The organism is Sutcliffiella halmapala, assembly GCF_002019665.1.
Classification (GTDB): domain Bacteria; phylum Bacillota; class Bacilli; order Bacillales; family Bacillaceae_I; genus Sutcliffiella_A; species Sutcliffiella_A halmapala.
On record NZ_KV917375.1, the window covers coordinates 2,637,668 to 2,657,411 of the forward strand.

A 19,744-nucleotide genomic window follows, 5' to 3' on the forward strand; every position below is an offset into this window, starting at 1 on the left:
ACCCTAAATGTATAATTGATACAATTATCTTGAATCTAATACTAGGAGGAATTACTGATGAATGCAATCGATCTAACTATATTGAACTTAAAAGAAACCCGTCGACGCTCTATAAAATTATGGGAAGCACTACCTGACAGCTGGATTACTTGGAAACCAGATAAAGAAGCCTTGTCCTTTGGAGAAATGATACGTCATGTATGGAGTGCAAGTTACCATTATCATATGGTTTTAAGAAACAATGGATCTGTTCAAACAGAAACACCTATCCCATACGATAATGAACCTATCACTTCCATCAAAAAAGAGATCGAATTATCAGAGTTATATTTTTCCGATTTTACAGATTATGTTCAATCCCTCTCCATAGAAGAATTAGAGTCAAGGCTTATTGACCGAAGTGATGTCGGCTATCAGCGATATTTAGGCGATATGCTTTTACGGATTGCCTACCATGACTCCGTCCATGCTGGCCAATTTTTACAATACTTAAGAATGAGTGGTTTGGAAAGGCCAATGATATGGGACTAAAATGAATCAAGATCATAACCAAAATACGCTAATCTAATATGGACAAGCCGATAATTCCTTGAGGCTAAGGAATTTATCGGCATTGTGCTTGTTCAGAAATTAAAGATAGTTCCATTAACAATTAAATCTGCTCTTTCATTGGGTTTATGTTCCTCAACATAAATATCCTCTGAAATCATCCAGTTATTTTCCCACTTATCACGCGCCTTTTCTCCATCTCTTTCAAGACCACGTGAAAGTCTTGTTTCTCGCGGACAATCGACCCAAATTGTTAAGTCGTATTGGTTTGATAGCTCCTTGCGTATAGAATAAACTCCTTCTATTATGACAATTCCTCGAATGGGCACAGTATGCCATTCTGCTAATTCATCTGTAACCCAATCATATCGCTGATAATGTCCCTCTTTGTTTTGACTAATAGGTCCAAGAACTTGATTTTGTACACGCTTCCAATCATAATCTGCACCAATTGACTTATTCTCTGGAGGTGCTTTAACAATTTGCGAGGATGGTAAATAAAAATCATCTATATGAACAACACTTACATTAGAACACTCAGTCCTCATTTTATCAGCTAATGTACTTTTGCCTGATCCACCACAACCATCTATTCCAATTAACAAGGTCGCTTGTTTTGGAGGAATGGAATCAATCGATCTAACCAACTGTTCAAAATTAGTAACTCTACCTTTTTTATTTTTTGAAATAACAAAATCACCACTTTTTAATTTGTTATACATTCGATCTATAATTAAGTCTGTTACAACTACGTATACAAGTAAACTACTACTTTGTTATCTAGTGATTATCTATTTAATTCACCATTATTTTTTTCTTGCACCAATAACTTTCCCAATAATTTCATCTTCTTGTATTGTAATCATTCGCCCTCTCATCCAGTCGTCACTAACAAGAAAATATTCATTGTCTGAAAGGTTGATTTCATTTAAATCATAACTAAACAAGTTCTCCATCCCTTCTTTGTTATATTCCATCCCCTCTACTTGATCCATCGTTACAAAATACTCCTCCCTACTTAAACCAAGTCGATGTGCCTTTCCATAAAAAGTATCTAACTTTTTTCCGTCTATATATATTTGCCCATTGCTTATCTTAATGGTTTCTCCGCCAAGCCCAACAACCCTTGCAAGAGTTTGCCTTGAATCCTCGCCTTCATAAAGTACGATGTCTCCCCGAGAAATTTCCGCTTCCCTTTTAAATGGTTCAATAAATACTAACGTGTCATAGTAATCATGATTTCCTCGATCCATATTATCAGAGAGATGGTGGTATTTAATCATTCCTTCAGGCACTTCTTCCATGAAATTAATTTCTGGTTTCGTGTGATAATCGACGATACCCCCTTGGGTGTCATTAGTAAGATGAGAACTAATGAATACGACTGATAGTACTAGAACTGCAACCGATGCTAATAAATACCTAAAATGAAATGGCCTTCTAGATGGTTTTTCGTTAAGAGTTTGGATAAGGCGGTCCTTTTCCTCTTCAGTCGTGGCGATATCTTTTAAGACTGTGGTTTCTAATAAATCTTTCATTCTATTTCCCATTCATATCCACGCTCCTTCAAAGAATCCTATAATTGCTTTCTCCCTCTATGGAGCCTTGACTTAATCGTGTTAGGCTTGATAGTCAGTATATGACTGATTTCTTCAATACTAAGCTCTTGGTAATAATGTAAAATAATCACTTCTCTTAATTTTATTGGTAAGGTCAATAGCTGTCTGGCAACCTCATATTCTTCCTGTTTCGATAGTAAAATGCTTTCCGGTGTATCCTTATAAGACGAAGCCTCGTTTATGGTGTTTTTATACAAAATATTCCTAAAGCTCCACCGTTTCAGAACATCCTTACATTTATTCGCTGTAATTTTGATTAACCAGGTTTTATAGGAGCTTTCCCCTCGAAACTTATCCAAATTATGAAAACAAGCAATAAATACCTCTTGTAAAATATCTTCCGCTAAGCTATGTTCTCTTACATAAAGATAAGCAATACGTTTAATTTCCGTACCATATTTATTAAAAAGATCTTCTGTCACATTTATTTTATCTGATTGGCTTAATGTTAAACTTTCATGTGCTTCATCCATTTACATTCCCCCTTCCTATTTACTGACGACACGAAAGACTTTTGGTTCCATCTTTCCTGCAAAAATATTCCTAATACACAAAAAGCCCAGTATCTAACTAAGTAGTTCGGTTATGGAGTTGAATAAGTTAATTAACAGGTTATCAACAAACAAAATCACACACGTTTTAACTGCAGAATCGCACAAAAAAACGCAGGGGTAATGATATCCTGCATTTTTTTTTGTTGCTCATTAAAGCTCCCGATAGTTGAAGATGAAATTTACTATCGAACTTTTAATTTGTGAAATAGATAGGACAATCCAATAAGCAATACTCCAATTAAGGTCACTTTAATTATTGAAATCTGCTCCATTAGAGGAGTGTGGGTAGCTCGGTTTGAATTAAAAATAGACCACCAACTGGGTTCTGGATATAAATGTGATATTATAACCCAAATAAAGAAAAATACAAAAACAAAAGTCCAATAAACCCTCATAGAATCCTACCATTTCAAATAAAATATTCAAAATTCGTTCTTCAACAATCCTGCCCAACGGTATTTATGCGTATCAATCGCAATTTCAGTTGATAAAGACCAATATAGGTTACAAATTGATAGACATTATATTTACATTTTTAATGTTTGCGATAGGTTATGGAACTCGTTACTAAATTAGAGGCTTATTTGTTGTACCGTTCGCCTGTATTGAATTCTTAAGGAATATTCTGTTCAAAAGGCTCGTCATAGCCTAATTCTTCAAAATTAACATTCATACACCATTTTAAGAAATTCATACGTGCTACCATTTGTATCTTGCAAAAAAGTTTCAGTATCCTTAAATCCAATTTTTTTTGTACACTTTTATTGCTCTATGATTAAAACAGGCTACTGCTAACGTTATTTTTTCTGGAGCAAATCTCACTTGCATAAACTCCATACTTGTTTTCAAAAAAGCAAAACCTTTCCCCCTACACCTCTACACCATTGACTACACATTGTTTTCCGAATCTTTGATATCAACCTTCACTATAAGAATCTTGAATACTTCCCCGTTACCTTATTGTGTTTTCTTCTATCGTTTTAGCCTCTTCATAACTAGAAGCTGGAGCTGAGATCCTTTTTTCCATACTAATTTCCAACTCTTGATTTTCAGGAAGAGTAATAATAAATGAATCAAAATCGTCACTAAGCAAAATAGCTCCTAACATTTCTAAAGTTATCTCACCATCTACTATAGTTGTATAAGCTAAGGTGCCCATTTTTTCATATGTTGAATTGTAAAATTCAATTTACATTAGTTCATAAGTTTGTGTGAATTCATACTCTTCTATCATAATCTTCCCAGTAAACGATGGGTTCCTAAATAGCGGTTTTTTATATGTACCTACTATTGTTACGCTAGTTGTTTCACCATCATTAGGATTATTAGTAAAGTACTCATAAGCAGCGTATTTACGATCGATTTTTTTGGGGAAGTCATATATTAGTAGGAAGCTGATAGATAATAATAGGATTAACAAAGCTCCTACTTTGAAAGTATTACTATTCCTTTTAAGTAGATTCATTGGAATTCCTCCAAATTAATAATTTTATAAAAGAACTTAAATTGATTTTGGAAGATAATTCACAGATTATCTCATTAAATTTCTGCTAAACATTTCTCTATCTTCTTTTGCAGTGATAGAAAGTTAGAATTTGTATTGATTTTTATATAAAAGCTTTTCAAGAAAGTCTTACAATTAGCTACTAAATACCAATATTGTTCTTCTGCAATCTGCTCTTTCTGTGTTTTTAGTTCCGCTGGTATATGTTGCACTAGATTCACAACTTCTTCTATCTTTAGTCCGTTTTGTAACATCTCTATGATTGGAATTAAAATCCTTTCGTCTTCATCATGTACATAAACACTGTTATAGACATAAATTTTATTCCACAGAGCCTTTAGAATTTCTATATAATAGTTTTGTTCTACTTTTCTATTTTTTACGAGCTCTGCAAAAGCATCCGAAACATGAGCGATACTATGTGCCCACCCTTTCTCCGTAACATATCCCCTTAAATCGTTTTCTGAATTTATGTACTGGATTAATTTATCTTTTACTTGGTACACTTTACTTTGGGATAAAGAATCAGCTTCGTTATCCTTGTATAAAATGAGTGCAATTACAAGTGTCGTAAACGATCTTGTAAATACACTATCTGATCCATTTTCACCGATTCCCTTAAACAATAACGAGTTACTTAAGCAACAATCTAATAGTTCGTTCAATAGCTCATGCTCAAGTTGGTTCTCTAAAACTAATGTACAAAAAGAGCTATAAATTAGATCATCTCTAAGCTCACTATCAGTAGAACCAATATGTGTAATCATTGAGTTAACTAAAAATCTTTTACTTCCTTCATTCCACGTTTGTGTTCCTGGTTTATATTCCTTTAAAACTGTCTTTAGTTCGCTTTCCTTCATTGAAATTACATTGATCATTTTTTGTCTCCTTTTTACATAACTCACACTTTAATAAGCCTTCATCAAAAATTATGTATAAATAATATCAATCTAGTATTCTACTCAATAGTATTATACAAAAAAATCCACAAATAGAAATTTTTATTTTATAAATATTGAACATTAATGGATTCCTTTTACTGAAAAATTAAAAAATACTGTTCAGATTATTAGAAATCGTTTACACTAAAACTACCAATAAATAGGGAGGAATTCACATGAAAAACGTGACTAATCAAACCGTACAAACATATAAGGGGGCAACACTTTCTTAATTTGTTTTCGGTGTACTCCCTTATATGTGTTTATTTAAATAACACATAAAGGGGTAACTCATGAATTTTCCAATAAAAAAATTTTTCTCTTATTATAAACCGTATTTAAGGTTGTTTCTTGCAGTATTGGCCTGCGCCATCATCGTATCAAGTATTACGTTGGTGTTTCCGTTACTCGTACGCTATATTACGAAGGAGATTCTAGAAGGAGACTTGTCCACTGCCCTTCGTGACGTGTATTGGATTGGTGGGCTCATGCTTGTTTTAGTCGCAATCCAAAATATCGGGAATTACTTTGTCGACTACAAAGGTCATGAAGTCGGTGGGCGTATGGAAAGTGATCTACGTAGCGAGCTGTTCACTCATATGCAGAAGCTATCGTTTAGTTTTTATGATAAAGAAAAAACAGGTCAGCTCATGTCACGCTTAACGAATGATTTATTAATGCTTTCGGAGCTGTACCATCACGGACCAGAAGACTATATCAAATATCTCATTCGTTTTCTTGGTGCATTTGTAATTTTGTTCTTTATTAACGCACCATTAACGATTGCTGTATTTTGCTTTTTACCTATTTTAGGTATCTTTTCCTTGTATTTTAATAAAGTATTGAATCGGACATTAAGAAATAATAAGGAACGAATTGCCGACGTAAACGCACAGGTAGAGGATAGCTTATCAGGAGTTCGCGTCGTGAAATCTTTTGCCAATGAGCACGTTGAAATCGAGAAATTCAACCGAGAAAATAGTCGTTTTCTAGATAGTCGGAAAAAAACATACAAGGCTGAAGCTTATTTTTACAATGGGGTTGAAACGTTTATCCAGCTCATTACGATTACGGTCATCATCTTTGGAAGTGCGAGTATCGTGAACAATACGTTGGATTTAGCAGATTTAATCACTTTTTTACTGTATATCGGCTTTATGATTGAGCCTATTCAGCGGATGACTCACATGAGCACACAGCTTCAAGAAGGTGTCACTGGCTTTCAGCGTTTTATGGAAATTATGAACGTAAAGCCAGCTATCCAAAGCAAGGAAAATGCCATTACTTTGCGTGAAGTGTGGGGAGATGTTGAATTCAAGCAAGTGACCTTCCGTTACGAAGACCATTTAGATAATGTCTTCTCTGACCTTTCACTTCAGGTAAGGCGTGGGGAATACATCGCATTAGTTGGACCATCAGGAGCTGGAAAAACAACATTATGCTCACTAATACCGCGCTTTTATGAGGTGACAGCTGGGAATGTATTAATAGACGGAATAAACGTCAAGGATATTGAGTTGCAGTCACTAAGAGCGTCTATTGGGATTGTGCAACAAGATGTTTACCTTTTTACAGGGACTGTCATGGACAATATTCGCTATGGATGGCCAGCTGCGACTGATGAGGAAATTATTGCAGCTGCGAAGCATGCCAATGCCCATAACTTTATTTTAAGTTTGCCAAACGGCTATCATTCTGAGATTGGACAGCGTGGTGTGAAACTTTCTGGCGGACAAAAACAGCGCTTAAGTATCGCTCGCGTATTCTTAAAGAATCCACCTATTCTCATATTCGATGAAGCAACGAGTGCACTAGATAACGAGAGTGAAAGCATTGTCAAACAATCATTAGAAACATTAGCAAAAGGACGAACAACCATTGTCATTGCCCATCGCCTTTCCACGATCCGCAACGCTGGTCGGATTATCGTATTAACAGAGGATGGGATTGTCGAACAAGGCACACATGATGCGCTTCTTGCTCGTGATGGTGCGTATGCCAATTTATATTCTAAGCAGTTTGAATTACAAGTCTAGATATTTATAACACAAATCGACCACTTCTCCCGAACAAAGAAGTGGTCGATTTGTGTTTCAATAGAATAGAAGCTTAGATAACTTTCGCGGCATTCGTTGCTTTATTTTTTGAGACAGGTTTCTTCACCAAACGATTTGTTCCAATTACCCCAACGATAATTAATATAGATCCGCAAAGATGGTACCATGTCACTACTTCTCCAAGATAGAATGCCCCAGCAATAATGGAGACTACCGTTGACAAATTGATAAATACACTAGCTTTTGATGCTTCTATTTTTGACAAGATGTAAGTTGCCATCAGAGCTGTGGCAAGCTGAACAAAACCGAGATAAACAATTAGCCAGACAAAAGTCCCACTTGAAAGTGGAGTGAAAAAATACTTGAGTGTACCGTCGAACGCATTATTTATGAAGGACACGACGAATGAAATCGCAAAGCCGATTCCAATCATAAAGAAACTGATTTCTGCTGGACTAAAAAATCTCGAAATTGAACGGGCAAACACGCTATATCCAGCAAAAATAATGCAGGCAAGAACTAGCAAGAGAGTCCCTGTTATTTTCGAAAAATCAATCGCACTTCCGTTTGCAAGAAAAATTAACAAGACCCCAACTACTGAGAGCAGCATCGAAAATTTCTGAGAGAGAGACGTTACTTCTTTCAAGAATATCGAAGCGAACAGGATCGTGACTACTGGTGTAAATGCATTTATGATGCCACCTTCTGAAGATGTTGCATGTTGAAGTCCAAATGCCTGGAGCGTGAAGAAACCAACTGGATACATGGTAGCTAACAGGAATAATGGAATAAGCGGCTTTCCTCGGTATTTCAGTTTAAAGAATCCAAAGCAAACCGGAATTAGCATCAATCCAAGCGCTGATGCAAAGCGAAAGGTTAGCGTATCGATTGGGTTGGCATAATCAAGCGTCATTTTGACAACCAAAAATGATATACCAATCACAACTGCATTAAGTACTGCTAATAAATATGCACGTTTTATCTCTGCTGGTTTTATTGTTTCGTTTGAGTTAAACAACGGGTAAACCTTCTTTCTCTGCCGGTTTCAGATGTATTAATGCTACATCTAGCTACTAACTCTCTGACATTAAACGTAACCAAAAAGTTACCTTTATGATACGTCACCATTTAGTTACGTGTCAAGATGATATTGACTAAAAAGTTCTTTCCATTTACGCTACTCTCTGTCTTACTAACACTTAAGTTTAGTACTATTTGGACAACAGAAAAAAACGCAAGTACTTGATGATTCCTGCGTTTTCCCCATTCATCTAAATCTCTTCTCATTAGCAGAGTGTTACCGATTCAAAACTTATTGGATTCATACCATTTAGGTATTTGCATTTCAAAATACTTATGGTCTTCTAACAAAGTGTACAACCTCATTATCATTTGTTCTAATTGCTCTGGAGCAAAACGTGAAGACCATACAACCGATGAAAAAATCACCATTCCAGAATAAATGGAATACAGCAACCAGAAATCGTCTGGAACTTGGTCATCAAAATATCCTTCAATTTGTCCAATTGAAAATGGAACACTTATTTCCCTTTGGAACAAGGCTACTTTCACAAAGTCGTGAAGCGGATCGCCCCAATCAAAATTATCAAAATCAATGACACCAGCATACTTTTTATCTTTCACTATAATATTTTCCAGGTGAAAATCATCATGTTGAAAGCGGTTGGAACGATTTTTCAAAACATGCTTATGCATTTCTATAAAATCAATAATTCTTTCATCATTTTTTATTTTTATCCCGGAAGATTTATAAGCAGCTAAGTACCGATAATGCTTTTCCATCACTCGTTCATACCAAGAGTTAATGGAGCACGGTGCCTCGTATAAATGCATTTTCGATAATTGTACACCTGCTTCCACTCCAAGGTTATATTGCTCTTCTTCTGTCAACGTGTGTATAGCTTCTTTTGCATCTATGCCTTCCATATATGAGTAAACTGTATAGCAGGAATTCTGTTCTTCCACACTTCCTATTTCAATCGGTTTTGGAACGTTGACATTTAAATGTCGCATATCTTTCAATAGTTTAAATTCCGCTTTCTTCTTTACATACCTTTGCATATCACTTACTCGTAGTAAAAACTTATTTTCATCTAGAGTAAACACATACTTCGTATCGGACGAATAACCTTTTGTTATTTTTTCAAGTGGAGAGGCATTTTGAAGAAGTTTTACTTTTTCTTGAAGAAGTTGAATAAGCTCTGTCATGTATCGTTGTCCTCCATGCTTTCCATCTTTTCTATAACACTAGGTCTTTTTTTAAATAATAGTGCTTATAATCTCTCCCAACATTGTCAAGGACTCCGAATACTTCATACCCATGTTTTTTGTAAAAATCTAATGCTTGGAAGCTTAGCGTATCCACCTTGATAAAGTCACAGTTCTTCTCTTTAGCTATCTTTTCTATTTCCAATAATAGTTTAGAACCATAGCCTAGGTGCCTTATGTCTTCTTCTACCATTAACGTGTGAATCTCTAACCAATTCCAACAAATTTCACCTAATATTCCTCCATGAATCTTGCCGCTCTCGTCCTTAATAATTAAACTAATTTCTTCATATCTACCTCTAAGATCTACGGGGAAATGCTTTAAGTTGTATTCATACAATAGATTATTAATATAGTTTTTTTCCTTTGTATCTATTGCTTTCGTAATTTCGAAATCCATAATGCCATCTCTCCTTATGCAATGTTCCATCTGTTTTCCTAGTTAGGCAATTTCCGTTGATACATTGGAATGCCTTAACCCCTCATTTATGACTTGCAAGAAATACTCTTTATTGTCTGGATGACAAGCAATTAAGTAAGGCTCGTTGCTCATACCTGTAAAGTCATTCCCTTGAAAATCAATGACAATTCCTCCTGCTTCTTTAACCATGAGTATTCCTGAATATAAGTCATCGCCTTCAGAATTATATAAGATAATACCGTCAATCTCACCTTTAGCTAACATGCACCACTGTAGAGTTGGCGCCCAAAGTCTCATCATCCTCTTACAATTCACATCGATATACTGCCTTAGTTTTACCGCTTTTTCTTCATTTTGAACCTGATGCCCTTGTATCCAAGCAATAGTGAATTTTTTTGGATTCTCCTTCTTTTTAATTTGTAATGATCTTTCATTACAGTAGGAGCCCCCATTTAAACTAGATATATATAACCGATTTACCATTGGCTCATAAATAACGCCAAGTACTGGTTCTTGTTTATACAAAAGTGTGATGGAGGATGAAAAGACGGGTAACCCGATTGCAAAATTATTCGTTCCATCTAATGGGTCTATTTGCCATAGCCATTCACTTTTTATTCCGTTATCCCCCGCTTCTTCACTATGTATTTGATGATCAGGAAATACCCTACTTATTTCATTCAAGATTACCTCTTCGGCTAAAAGATCCACTTCCGTAATGACATCCCCATAATCATCTTTTTCTTCCAAACTAGTAAAATGATCAAATCTTTCTTTAGCGATATTCCCTGCTTCTAAAATTACTTTGATTGCTACTTCCTTCGCTTTGTTCAAAATAATATCCATAGTAACCGCCTTTTTATAATAATTTTTATCTACACGTCTTAGATTATAAATATAGTACTGTTTTATTTATTAAGGTTAACAGCTTGTGTTAGTATTTCTTGTAAGATTTCGTTCCAACTATGGTGATAATTTAGAATTTCATCAGGGTTTACAAAGATTCTTTGCGCTGACTCAAACTCACCTTGAAAATCATTTATTTGCTTTATATCCATTCGATAGAATACTTGATACCCCACTTTCGGATATGAACTATTTTCATCCCATTTAGGATTATCGTTGTGATCGACGATAGTAAACCCAAGAAGTTGGCAATCTCCATTGACATAGCCTTCTTCCATTGCTTCACGCTTACAACATTCCTCTGGAGTTTCTTCTGATTCAATGTGACCTCCTGGAATATCCCACCCTCTATGATTTAAGTTTACCAATAATAGTTTGTCTTCTACAAAACAGAAGCCATGGACACTTGTAATCAAGTTCCTTGTAGGAAGTTGTATATCCTGTTTCCAAGTTAATTTAACCTTGGCTTCTCCCCATTTTACGTAGGTGGTAGTCATTTGTTATTTATCCTCTCAATTTTGATGACGATTCACTATTCAGTTTGACAAAGCACGTACAATTATCACAGAAATTTAAGACTTAAACCGAAGTAAACTATACTAGAGACTATTAAGAATCCTGAGAAGAAAATAATTTTGTTTAGCTTTGACCAATTTCTCATCCAGCCCCATCTCTTTCGGTCCGTATCAAACCAATAGAAATCAATAATTACAGTTAAAACAATAAGTAGAAAGATAACGAAAGAACCCATAAGTGAAACCTCCTTATTCTTACTACAATATATGTATAAAGATTAAAACGCAGTCTTATCGAACTATTACAAGAATACTTTGATTCTATTTCATTCCTGAACAACACTTACAGTTATATATCAAATATTCACATAATTACCACTATAATTTTACCACAATAATCCATATAGGAAGCTGTTTTCCCTAAAACTTTACTATTAATTGCAAATGAATCGTAAAAAGGTATTTAAGAATATTTGTGGAATATTCTTATGTACTGTCTTGAAGGATTTTAAATAGGAGTTGTTTTATGAAGAAAGTGTTAGTTGGAATCGGATTAATATTTATATTTGTTGGAGTATTCGTATTCCACAACAAACTCTACTATCCTCCACTCCCAATAGAAAATGTGAGCAAAAAAGAGGTTATCGAAAAATTAAATAATTCTGAGCAACAAATCGTTAAATTATCAAACGAAAACAGTCTAGAGTGGCATATAATAACCAAACGAGACCAGTCCGCAGCCAATGAAATTATCAAAAACATGGTAAGTCAAAATGGTTGGATATTCAAACAACAAGATGGTAGTGGACTCTTCTTTGAAAAAAAAGGTGAAAATTTGATAGTAACGACACAAAAATGGACAGCTAACTATGTGTTAGTTAAAATCCCAACCATTATTAACGAATAAAATAGGTTTGCTCTCTAATAAAGAGACATGCCTATTTTTATATTTTCAATAAACAACCTTAAAGGTGAACAGAGCCATGTACGAAAATAGAAATTTGGAAGGAATCATAATTTGGCGTTACAAGGAAGGAGCAATTATATGAATTTCACTCTGAAAGAAGCAATGGAGATTTTGGAGCGCACACCTAAAACATTGGAGAGTTTTCTATCAGGATTATCAGATGGATGGCTGCAAAGCAATGAAGGTGAAGGAACTTGGAATGCTGCAGAAGTAGTGGAACATTTGATTGAAGCAGAAAGAAATAATTGGATTCCGAGATTAGAACTAATCCTACAAGAAAGGTTGGATAAGCCATTCCCTGTATTCGATCGTTTTGCACATTTAAATAGTGCTACTGAAAAATCCATAGAACAAACGCTGCTGGACTTTAAAACGATTCGCGCACAAAATATCATGCTACTAAAGGAACGAATCAAACCTGATGTCCATTTGGAATTGACAGGTTTACATCCTGAATTCGGTGACGTGAAGCTGAGGGAATTGCCTTCTACTTGGGTCGTGCATGATTTCACCCACATTTCCCAAATAGTTCGAGTAATGGCCAAGAGATATAGTAGCGACGTCGGTCCTTGGCAAGCATATTTAAGTATTTTGAATAAGTAAGGATAAATTAAAAGATCAAAACCTAGTTATTTGAGTAGTGGTTTTGGTCTTTTTATGGAGTCGTTTCAAAATAACAATGATAGCTTAATTACTATTTTTTGTTTTTAAAATGTACAGTTCTTTTTCAAGTTTGTTTACCTTATCAACAACAAAATTGACTTCCGTAATTCTGGCTTCAGTAGAGAGTTCAAACTGCCCACCTATACCATCTAGTTTCGCATCGACGGAATCAAATCGACTATGCATTTTTAATTTCACATCAATAATTTCGGATTTTACATCACTAACATCAGTTGTCAAGTCACTTACATTGGTTTTCAATTCACCAACATCGATTGTCAAGTCACTTACATTTGTCTTCAATTCACTAATATCGGTTGTCAGGTCACTTACATTGGTTTTCAATTCACCAACATCGGTTGTCAGGTCACTTACATTGGTTTTCAATTCACCAACATCTGTTGTTAGGTCACTTACATTTGTTTTCAATTCACTAACTTCTGATTTTAAATCTTTCAAATCATTACTCATTAAAGTGAGTAAATTGATCATCTGTTTCTCCATTTCATCACCTCAAGATTATTATAAATGAATTTTCTTATACCTACATCCTAATTTAAACAACCTCACAAAAGCAATAATGCTATTTTCTTGAATTAGCTTAACATAAAGGAGAAAATGTTGTTTTTGCCTCTACCAAAAAGGAAAAAAAACAGCATTTCTCCATGGAAAAATACTGTTTACAAATTTATTAATGAATCGGTATTTCAATTACTATATCATAACTCTTCATAAAGTGTATACCATCAATAAGCAAAGTCTCTGGCTCTACTTTTGTATCAAATAATAAGGTACGCTCCTTCATTTCCTTCCCATTTTCTTGCTTCACATCATGCTGATTAACAATCGTACGGAGAGGGATGATTTCATTTTGTACTTCTATCGATACACCGTCTAGCATGACATCATGACCCGTTGCAACAGTCATTTCCACACCATCTGATGTAGCTTTCACTTCTTTTATATATAGTTCTTTTCCGTCAAGTATAATAGGTTTATTTGTAACAGAAAGAAGTGAAATCTTTTCATCAAGCTCCTGATAGCCAACAAATTCATTCACAACTAGCTCCAATGAATCTATATTTTTCGGTAGAGCATCATAATTAATGTCAAATTCCACCCCAGTAAAAGAGGATCGAATACCTGCACCAAATCCATCGATTGGCTTACCATTCGCTCGTAGCTCTATGTCATCTAATGGAAGGTTTACTCGGTCATAGTTTTCTACATTTAGCTTACCATGGATGACAGTCATCGTTGGTGTTGCAGTAATCGAACGGAATGTAATGGTTCCTTTATCTACCTTTACTTTTTTCTTTATAGTCTGTTTTAACTCGGTTTGCATCGCTTTATTTGGATTATACGAGAACGATAAAGTCCCTTCCGTTGCTTGGTTGTTATTGATGTGTTGCATAAATTTTAAAGATAATTTTTTCGAAAAAGGACTAACTGGCTCAAAGGCCATATTCCCCTTTAGCTCGGTGCCTTCCTCATTCATCATGTAGGTACCACCTACTGAATAGGAGTTCGTTAAAAATCCAGTCAATCTTGTTAATCTAAAATGTTCAATCGTTTGCTCTGGGATTCCTTTTGAATTAGTTAATGTGTAGTACATCAATAACTGATTCTCATCCGCCATAATTCCATTAACAGTAAAGGTAGTCCCATCCTCTAACTGCACTCGCTTTTCAACACTCTGCCCCAGTCCTTCTTCATTAAGCTTAATTAATGTATCTGCCATCAGTTCCTCAAAACCAAATAACTTTTTTCCATAGAAAGCAACTGCATTATATTGATAGCCAACTAGCGCGATTACAAATATCGCAACCGTCACAAGCTTCCAAATTATCTTGGATGGCTGCTTCTTCTTTGGAGGGCTCGAACGTAAGGCATTTCTTAATCTACTTTCCAACTCATCTGGTGCTGTCATTGAATCTAAACGTTGCTTTTCTTTTGCTAGCCGTTTCTCCACATTATTCATCCACATCACCCCCATAATGCTCTCTTAGCTTTTTCAGCCCTTGAAAAACCCTTGATTTTACAGTACCAATCGACACGTTAGTCACATCTGCAATTGTTTGATAATCTAAATCATGAAAATACTTTAATTGAATCGCTTCCTTTTGCTGGTCATTTAAACATAACAATAGCTCCTGCATATCTATTTTCTGCTCACTAGTTACATATGGATCTGATGTGGTGATGGCACTCGCTAGCTCTACTTCATTTGTAGCAGTCCAATCTTCAATAAACACGAGCTTTTGTTTCTTTCGAAGTAGCGATTTACAACTATTCACTAAAATCGTTTTGCTCCAGCTATAAAAGGCTTCTTCTTTCTGAAGTTGCTCCATATTTTCATATACCTTTACAATCATATCTTCCATTGCATCCATCGCATCATGAGAATTCCCCATATAAGTGAAAGCAAGTCTATAATAGGCATCCTTTTCCGCCATTATTAATTGCAGAATTGCTTCTTTACTCCCCTTTTTCGCCTTTTTCACTAAACGCGCCACATTCATCCCTTCACCTCTCTGCATATAAGAGTATTGAGAACTCAAAAAAGTTCATTTATTATTGAAAAAAATTCATTAATTCATTTAAGATCAAATTTTGACTATGACATTGTAAATATGGAGTATTCATTTTCCACATAAAAACAATCCAAAATGTATAAATCTTGCACATTTTGGATAAATACCCATATCATGTTTTTATGGAATATAAATTTCAGAGATAAAGAAAACTTCACCATCATTTTCATATATTTGTAGTAACCCCATTATCGCTCCATTGATGATTATTTCATCCCAATCCATCTGAATTAAAAAGGATGGATCTTTTAATAAGTAAATAGGTATATCTTTCCCAACATTTATTATTGTACCTCCCTCCGACTCCTCCAAGCGAAAACCATTTGGGGTGTTTGGGTCCGATACTTTTTCCGTATAGGTAATTTCTAATTTCAATTTATCTCCGTTTATCGTTGCATGATTCAATCTCGCAGTTCGGGAGCTCAATGTAGAAATATCAATGGATAGCTCCTCTTCACTTGATTGGTCAAAATATATTTTCTTATACACAAGAACTTGTTCATCCTCCCAGCTTCGTGGAACATAATAATAGTCTATAGAAGCAGGTAAAACTGTCTTCATATTATTACTGGTTACATCGTAAATGGCTAAATCAGCTGCTCCCATTTCTTTTTCAATTTCAGGAATGATTGCCGGATTAACTACACTCATTGCAATACGGGTCGAATCTGATGACCACACAGGCTGGGAAAAGAGTGACAATTGCCCAACAATAGACAAGGAATCACTGGAAACAACATACCCCCATTGAACACTGGGAGTTCCTGCTGAAATAACGACTTTCTGACTGTCAGGTGACCAATAAAATGCTGTAATTGGAAGTACTAAATCATTTACCTCTTTAACGCTTTTTGGCTCGGGTTCACCTACTTGCCAAATATACAGTTGGCCGTGATCACTTTCTTTCGTAACTGTTGTAAAAGCAACATGACTATTTTTGGGTGACCATTCATATAACACGATGTTAGCGTCGTTTAACACAGCTTGGATTCCTTCTTGGGTAGTATTCTCCGCTTTCAAAACGATTTCTTCCTTATCTTCCTCCCTATTATCAATTGCTGGTTGAATTACCGAATCCTTTCCTTCATTTGAAGATTGGAAGTCCACTATACCGCTAAAAAATAAGATGGGCAGACTGAAGACGAAAGCTACAATAACGATAACTGCTTTATGAGTGGGAATAAAACGATACTTTGTACGCTTTTTTTCTTGCTCTACTGCCATTAGGACAAGCTGAAGGGATTCCTCATATTCCTGTTCCGTAAGATTGACTTGATTAATTTTTTGAAAGTTATGATCCATCTCCAAATTTTCAACTAATCGTTTCACTCGTGTAGCCCTCCTTCACCATTTGTTCGCGTAGTTCCAGTAGTCCACGATGCAGCATAGTTTTCACACGACTTTCCTTCCAATCTAAAATAATGGAAGTTTCTTTAATCGAAAACTCTTTAATTTTCCGTAAAATGATGACTTCCCGATAGTCCTTCTTCAATTTTGATAAGGCAATATAAAGCTGTTGAATATCCTCTCCTAATTCCAAAAACTCTTCTGGTGTAGATTGATGAGATTTTATAGGGGAAAAAGAATCCACAAGATAATAAATCGGGTTCTTTTTTCGCTGATAATCGATGGTTACATTACGTGCAATTCGATACAACCAGGTTTTTGGGGAAGCCTCCCCCCTAAAGTCCTTTATGTATTTAAATGCATTAATAAACGTTTCCTGCATTAAATCCCTTGCTTGTTGACGTTCCCCAACCATTACTAAAATATACCGAAAAATTTGATTGCTATATTGCTGATACCATTCACCTATATAAAATTCCATCTGATCGGTATCTTTCAAGCTACTCTCCCCCTTAAAAAACGTACTGTATAGACGTGAAAAAATAATAAAGGTTTCGCGAATATAAACTTTTTGTATAAATTCGCTCTAAAAAAAGGACTCTTTTTCAAGTCCTTTTTCTAATACAAATTGATTATGTAGGATATAATAAGTTTTCGAGGTATGTTTAAATAATCTTACTTTCTATTAAATTCTAAACCTTCATTTTGATTATGTAGTTCTTGTCTGAAAAAAATTCTTACTATTAATCATTCGGATTGATGACGGCTAGAACTTGATGGTCTTCCCATCTCCCATTAATCTTCACATTCTTTTTGGCGATTCCCTCTTTGTGAAAACCCGATTTTTCTAAAACACGAATTGATCCGATATTATGCGGTATTACTCCAGCTTCAATACGGTGTAATTTCAACGTATGAAAGGCATAGTCTACTATCAGCTTTGTTGCTTCGGTGGCATAGCCTTTGCCATTACAAGCTTTATCAATAAAATATCCGATAAAAGCACTTTGCAAGGAGCCCCTGACTACTTGAAATAAATTGATTGTACCCACAAATCTATCATCTTCTTTACTAAAAATCCCAAAGTAATAGCCTTGATCCAGTTTATAATCCTCTTCAAAAGTGCTTATTCTAGCAGCTTGTCCTTCTATTGTATAGAAATCCGCACTTCTCTCCATAGAAAATTTCTCGAAGAATTCTCGATTTTCCTTTTGGATTCCGAGCATAGATTCAGCATCTTCTATCGTCAACATTCTTAAATAAATCTTATCACCTTTTAACATGGAATCACTCTTTCTAAGATATTGGTTCTCTTGAACGCCGTTTTTGATTTCCCGCAGGAGTCTACAACTTTTCCTCCAATCAGCAGATAAGGTTAGTAAAAAATTAACTATGTATTATTACACCCTCTTATATTAGACAATTTTACTTATTTACAATAGTTATGTCGCATTGTTAAAAAGAAGAATGCGACATTTTAAGGAGGATTTTTCTTTTTAGTTATTTTTTATAACAACATAAAATGTTAAAAGAAGTCCTAGTACCATTATGATTGAAGCAACTACACCTATCGTTTCTGATTCTCTAAGTAGAAGTAGAATTCCACCAGTTAATGTTAAGTTAATACCTAGCAACGATAACAATATGGGTTTAGTATTTTTGAAAAAATAGATCATCAAAAAAAATAACAGTATACCTAAAAATAATAAAATAAGGATTGTGAAAAGAAACGAAATAAGCATTAGAAACCTCCATTAGAATTTTAACAATCTAATAGAAGAATATTCTACTTAATATGATTTTATCCTTTAAGGTCATGAATTTATTTAAAAATTAATCTATTAAAATAAATAAGAATAGATTTTGTGTTAAATGTTTCGGTGTGCTTTTTCCAAAAAGCGAATCTCACTTACTTCCGTATCTATCGGATTAAGCACGGTACAATCACCGATATATTCTACTAGGAACATCGTTGTTTCCTGACGTTCGTATCCAATTTTCTGTTTCATATTTTCAGGAAATTAAAAGCAAATTTTTTCTTCATACTGTTTTACGATTTTGTATACTGTTGAGCCTGTTTCCTCTTCTAGTTCACGAAATAGAGTCTGCTCTAAATCTATTTCACTCTCATTCACGCCGCCCTAAATAAAATCCCATTCTCCCTTTATCGTTTCCTGTCCTTGTTTCGTATTTATTTCGTTTTACGCACCACTAAATACTTATTATTCTGAAAAATAATCACGCCAATTGCCTTCCTTATCATTAAGTTACCTCCAAAAGTGATTTTGAAAAGTAAGCACGTACTCTATTTCAGCGAGGAAAAAACTCCATAGGTTCTGTACAATGGATATAACCATTTTTCTTATAATAATTAATACTTTCCTCACTTGGCCAGACAATAATAAATTCATAGTTATTCTCTTTCGTCCACTCATTTATTGTCGTAAGAAGTTTACTACCGATCCCTTTATTTCTATATTCTTTAAGAGTATAGACATTAGTCATATAAGCAAAAGGATACGTTATTCTACCAGGACGAGGCACTTTTTGAATTAACTCTATGTAAATATGAGATACAACTTTTCCATTTTCCTCTGCAACCCAAATGAACCATTGACTATTATTTAGGGCATTCTCCAAAAAAGCTTGACATTCCTTTTCAAAAACATTATATGGAGACTTTTCAATGAATTTACTTTTATCATGTTCAATTGTAAAATCCCATCTCATTTTTATTAATTGTTCAATGTCTTTGGATTCAGCAAGTCTTATATTCATTAGTGAATTCCTCTCCTTCTCATTTAATCTCCCATTATAT

Annotated in this window: 25 protein-coding genes; 4 read left to right on the forward strand and 21 right to left on the reverse strand. The window is 34.7% G+C overall.

All coding sequences use genetic code 11. The features are described 5' to 3' along the window. Positions 1-57: 57 nt before the first annotated feature. Entirely contained in the window at positions 58-531 is a 474-nt protein-coding gene (locus BK580_RS12985) for a DinB family protein (RefSeq protein ID WP_078380751.1), read from the forward strand. 92 nt (positions 532-623) lie between these two features. On the opposite strand, the gene BK580_RS12990 is transcribed toward BK580_RS12985, so the two are convergent. The 6 genes from BK580_RS12990 to BK580_RS13020 form a co-directional block, all read right to left on the reverse strand. Next, positions 624-1,271, reverse strand: a complete 648-nt coding sequence (locus BK580_RS12990; RefSeq protein WP_078380752.1) for a uridine kinase family protein — start codon at positions 1,269-1,271, stop codon at positions 624-626. Positions 1,272-1,355: 84 nt separating this feature from the next. Next, on the reverse strand, positions 1,356-2,099 hold the full coding sequence (locus BK580_RS12995; protein WP_078380753.1) for a S26 family signal peptidase: 744 nt from the start codon (positions 2,097-2,099) through the stop codon (positions 1,356-1,358). 26 nt (positions 2,100-2,125) lie between these two features. Beyond that, the gene (locus tag BK580_RS13000; protein ID WP_078380754.1) at positions 2,126-2,641 is read right to left on the reverse strand and encodes a sigma-70 family RNA polymerase sigma factor; all 516 of its coding nucleotides are present in this window, start codon (positions 2,639-2,641) and stop codon (positions 2,126-2,128) included. A 1,033-nt stretch (positions 2,642-3,674) separates the two neighbouring features. Then, positions 3,675-3,830: a hypothetical protein gene (locus BK580_RS13010; protein WP_169864979.1), complete on the reverse strand. Its 156-nt coding sequence runs from the start codon at positions 3,828-3,830 to the stop codon at positions 3,675-3,677. 81 nt (positions 3,831-3,911) lie between these two features. Beyond that, on the reverse strand, positions 3,912-4,187 hold the full coding sequence (locus BK580_RS13015; RefSeq protein WP_078380757.1) for a hypothetical protein: 276 nt from the start codon (positions 4,185-4,187) through the stop codon (positions 3,912-3,914). Positions 4,188-4,261: 74 nt separating this feature from the next. Beyond that, the gene (locus BK580_RS13020) at positions 4,262-5,104 is read right to left on the reverse strand and encodes a DUF2785 domain-containing protein (RefSeq protein ID WP_078380758.1); all 843 of its coding nucleotides are present in this window, start codon (positions 5,102-5,104) and stop codon (positions 4,262-4,264) included. A gap of 356 nt (positions 5,105-5,460) precedes the next feature. On the opposite strand from BK580_RS13020, the gene BK580_RS13025 reads away from it, so the two are divergent. Beyond that, the gene (locus tag BK580_RS13025; protein ID WP_078380759.1) at positions 5,461-7,203 is read left to right on the forward strand and encodes an ABC transporter ATP-binding protein; all 1,743 of its coding nucleotides are present in this window, start codon (positions 5,461-5,463) and stop codon (positions 7,201-7,203) included. Positions 7,204-7,276: 73 nt separating this feature from the next. Here the strand turns inward: BK580_RS13025 and BK580_RS13030 are convergent, their stop codons facing one another. The 6 genes from BK580_RS13030 to BK580_RS13055 all read right to left on the reverse strand — a co-directional run bounded on the left by BK580_RS13030 (position 7,277) and on the right by BK580_RS13055 (position 11,591). Beyond that, positions 7,277-8,242, reverse strand: a complete 966-nt coding sequence (locus tag BK580_RS13030) for a DMT family transporter (protein ID WP_235864045.1) — start codon at positions 8,240-8,242, stop codon at positions 7,277-7,279. A 287-nt stretch (positions 8,243-8,529) separates the two neighbouring features. Continuing rightward, on the reverse strand, positions 8,530-9,453 hold the full coding sequence (locus BK580_RS13035; protein WP_078380760.1) for an aminoglycoside phosphotransferase family protein: 924 nt from the start codon (positions 9,451-9,453) through the stop codon (positions 8,530-8,532). 31 nt (positions 9,454-9,484) lie between these two features. Further along, positions 9,485-9,913: a GNAT family N-acetyltransferase gene (locus BK580_RS13040; RefSeq protein WP_078380761.1), complete on the reverse strand. Its 429-nt coding sequence runs from the start codon at positions 9,911-9,913 to the stop codon at positions 9,485-9,487. Between the two features lie 42 nt (positions 9,914-9,955). Next, a complete protein-coding gene (locus BK580_RS13045) occupies positions 9,956-10,780 on the reverse strand; it encodes an inositol monophosphatase family protein (protein ID WP_078380762.1) in 825 nt (274 codons plus the stop codon). A 62-nt stretch (positions 10,781-10,842) separates the two neighbouring features. Beyond that, on the reverse strand, positions 10,843-11,337 hold the full coding sequence (locus tag BK580_RS13050) for an NUDIX hydrolase (protein WP_078380763.1): 495 nt from the start codon (positions 11,335-11,337) through the stop codon (positions 10,843-10,845). Between the two features lie 65 nt (positions 11,338-11,402). Further along, a complete protein-coding gene (locus tag BK580_RS13055; RefSeq protein WP_078380764.1) occupies positions 11,403-11,591 on the reverse strand; it encodes a hypothetical protein in 189 nt (62 codons plus the stop codon). Positions 11,592-11,881: 290 nt separating this feature from the next. On the opposite strand from BK580_RS13055, the gene BK580_RS13060 reads away from it, so the two are divergent. Together BK580_RS13060 and BK580_RS13065 are read left to right on the forward strand one after the other, a co-directional pair. Continuing rightward, positions 11,882-12,262 carry a hypothetical protein gene (locus BK580_RS13060; protein WP_078380765.1) on the forward strand — a complete coding sequence of 127 codons (381 nt, stop codon included), beginning with the start codon at positions 11,882-11,884 and terminating at the stop codon, positions 12,260-12,262. Between the two features lie 138 nt (positions 12,263-12,400). Beyond that, positions 12,401-12,925 carry a DinB family protein gene (locus tag BK580_RS13065; protein WP_078380766.1) on the forward strand — a complete coding sequence of 175 codons (525 nt, stop codon included), beginning with the start codon at positions 12,401-12,403 and terminating at the stop codon, positions 12,923-12,925. Positions 12,926-13,009: 84 nt separating this feature from the next. Here the strand turns inward: BK580_RS13065 and BK580_RS23925 are convergent, their stop codons facing one another. The 9 genes from BK580_RS23925 to BK580_RS13105 form a co-directional block, all read right to left on the reverse strand. Beyond that, a complete protein-coding gene (locus BK580_RS23925; protein WP_139364894.1) occupies positions 13,010-13,489 on the reverse strand; it encodes a hypothetical protein in 480 nt (159 codons plus the stop codon). A 187-nt stretch (positions 13,490-13,676) separates the two neighbouring features. Beyond that, on the reverse strand, positions 13,677-14,966 hold the full coding sequence (locus tag BK580_RS13075; protein WP_078380767.1) for a DUF4179 domain-containing protein: 1,290 nt from the start codon (positions 14,964-14,966) through the stop codon (positions 13,677-13,679). Then, the gene (locus BK580_RS13080) at positions 14,959-15,507 is read right to left on the reverse strand and encodes a sigma-70 family RNA polymerase sigma factor (RefSeq protein ID WP_078380768.1); all 549 of its coding nucleotides are present in this window, start codon (positions 15,505-15,507) and stop codon (positions 14,959-14,961) included. The genes BK580_RS13075 and BK580_RS13080 overlap by 8 nt, the downstream gene beginning before the upstream one ends. Before the next feature lie 192 nt (positions 15,508-15,699). Then, on the reverse strand, positions 15,700-16,908 hold the full coding sequence (locus BK580_RS13085; RefSeq protein WP_078380769.1) for a TolB-like translocation protein: 1,209 nt from the start codon (positions 16,906-16,908) through the stop codon (positions 15,700-15,702). Then, positions 16,892-17,425: an RNA polymerase sigma factor gene (locus BK580_RS13090; RefSeq protein WP_235864046.1), complete on the reverse strand. Its 534-nt coding sequence runs from the start codon at positions 17,423-17,425 to the stop codon at positions 16,892-16,894. Before BK580_RS13090 ends, BK580_RS13085 begins: the two co-directional genes overlap by 17 nt. A 244-nt stretch (positions 17,426-17,669) precedes the next feature. After that, positions 17,670-18,209, reverse strand: a complete 540-nt coding sequence (locus BK580_RS13095; protein WP_078380770.1) for a GNAT family N-acetyltransferase — start codon at positions 18,207-18,209, stop codon at positions 17,670-17,672. Between the two features lie 213 nt (positions 18,210-18,422). Further along, positions 18,423-18,668: a hypothetical protein gene (locus BK580_RS13100; RefSeq protein ID WP_078380771.1), complete on the reverse strand. Its 246-nt coding sequence runs from the start codon at positions 18,666-18,668 to the stop codon at positions 18,423-18,425. A gap of 279 nt (positions 18,669-18,947) precedes the next feature. Beyond that, positions 18,948-19,061 (reverse strand): hypothetical protein, encoded by a 114-nt coding sequence (locus tag BK580_RS24155; RefSeq protein WP_169864984.1) that lies wholly within the window; start codon positions 19,059-19,061, stop codon positions 18,948-18,950. A gap of 175 nt (positions 19,062-19,236) precedes the next feature. Continuing rightward, complete coding sequence (locus BK580_RS13105) at positions 19,237-19,704, reverse strand: GNAT family N-acetyltransferase (protein ID WP_078380772.1); 468 nt, start codon at positions 19,702-19,704, stop codon at positions 19,237-19,239. Positions 19,705-19,744 lie beyond the last annotated feature (40 nt).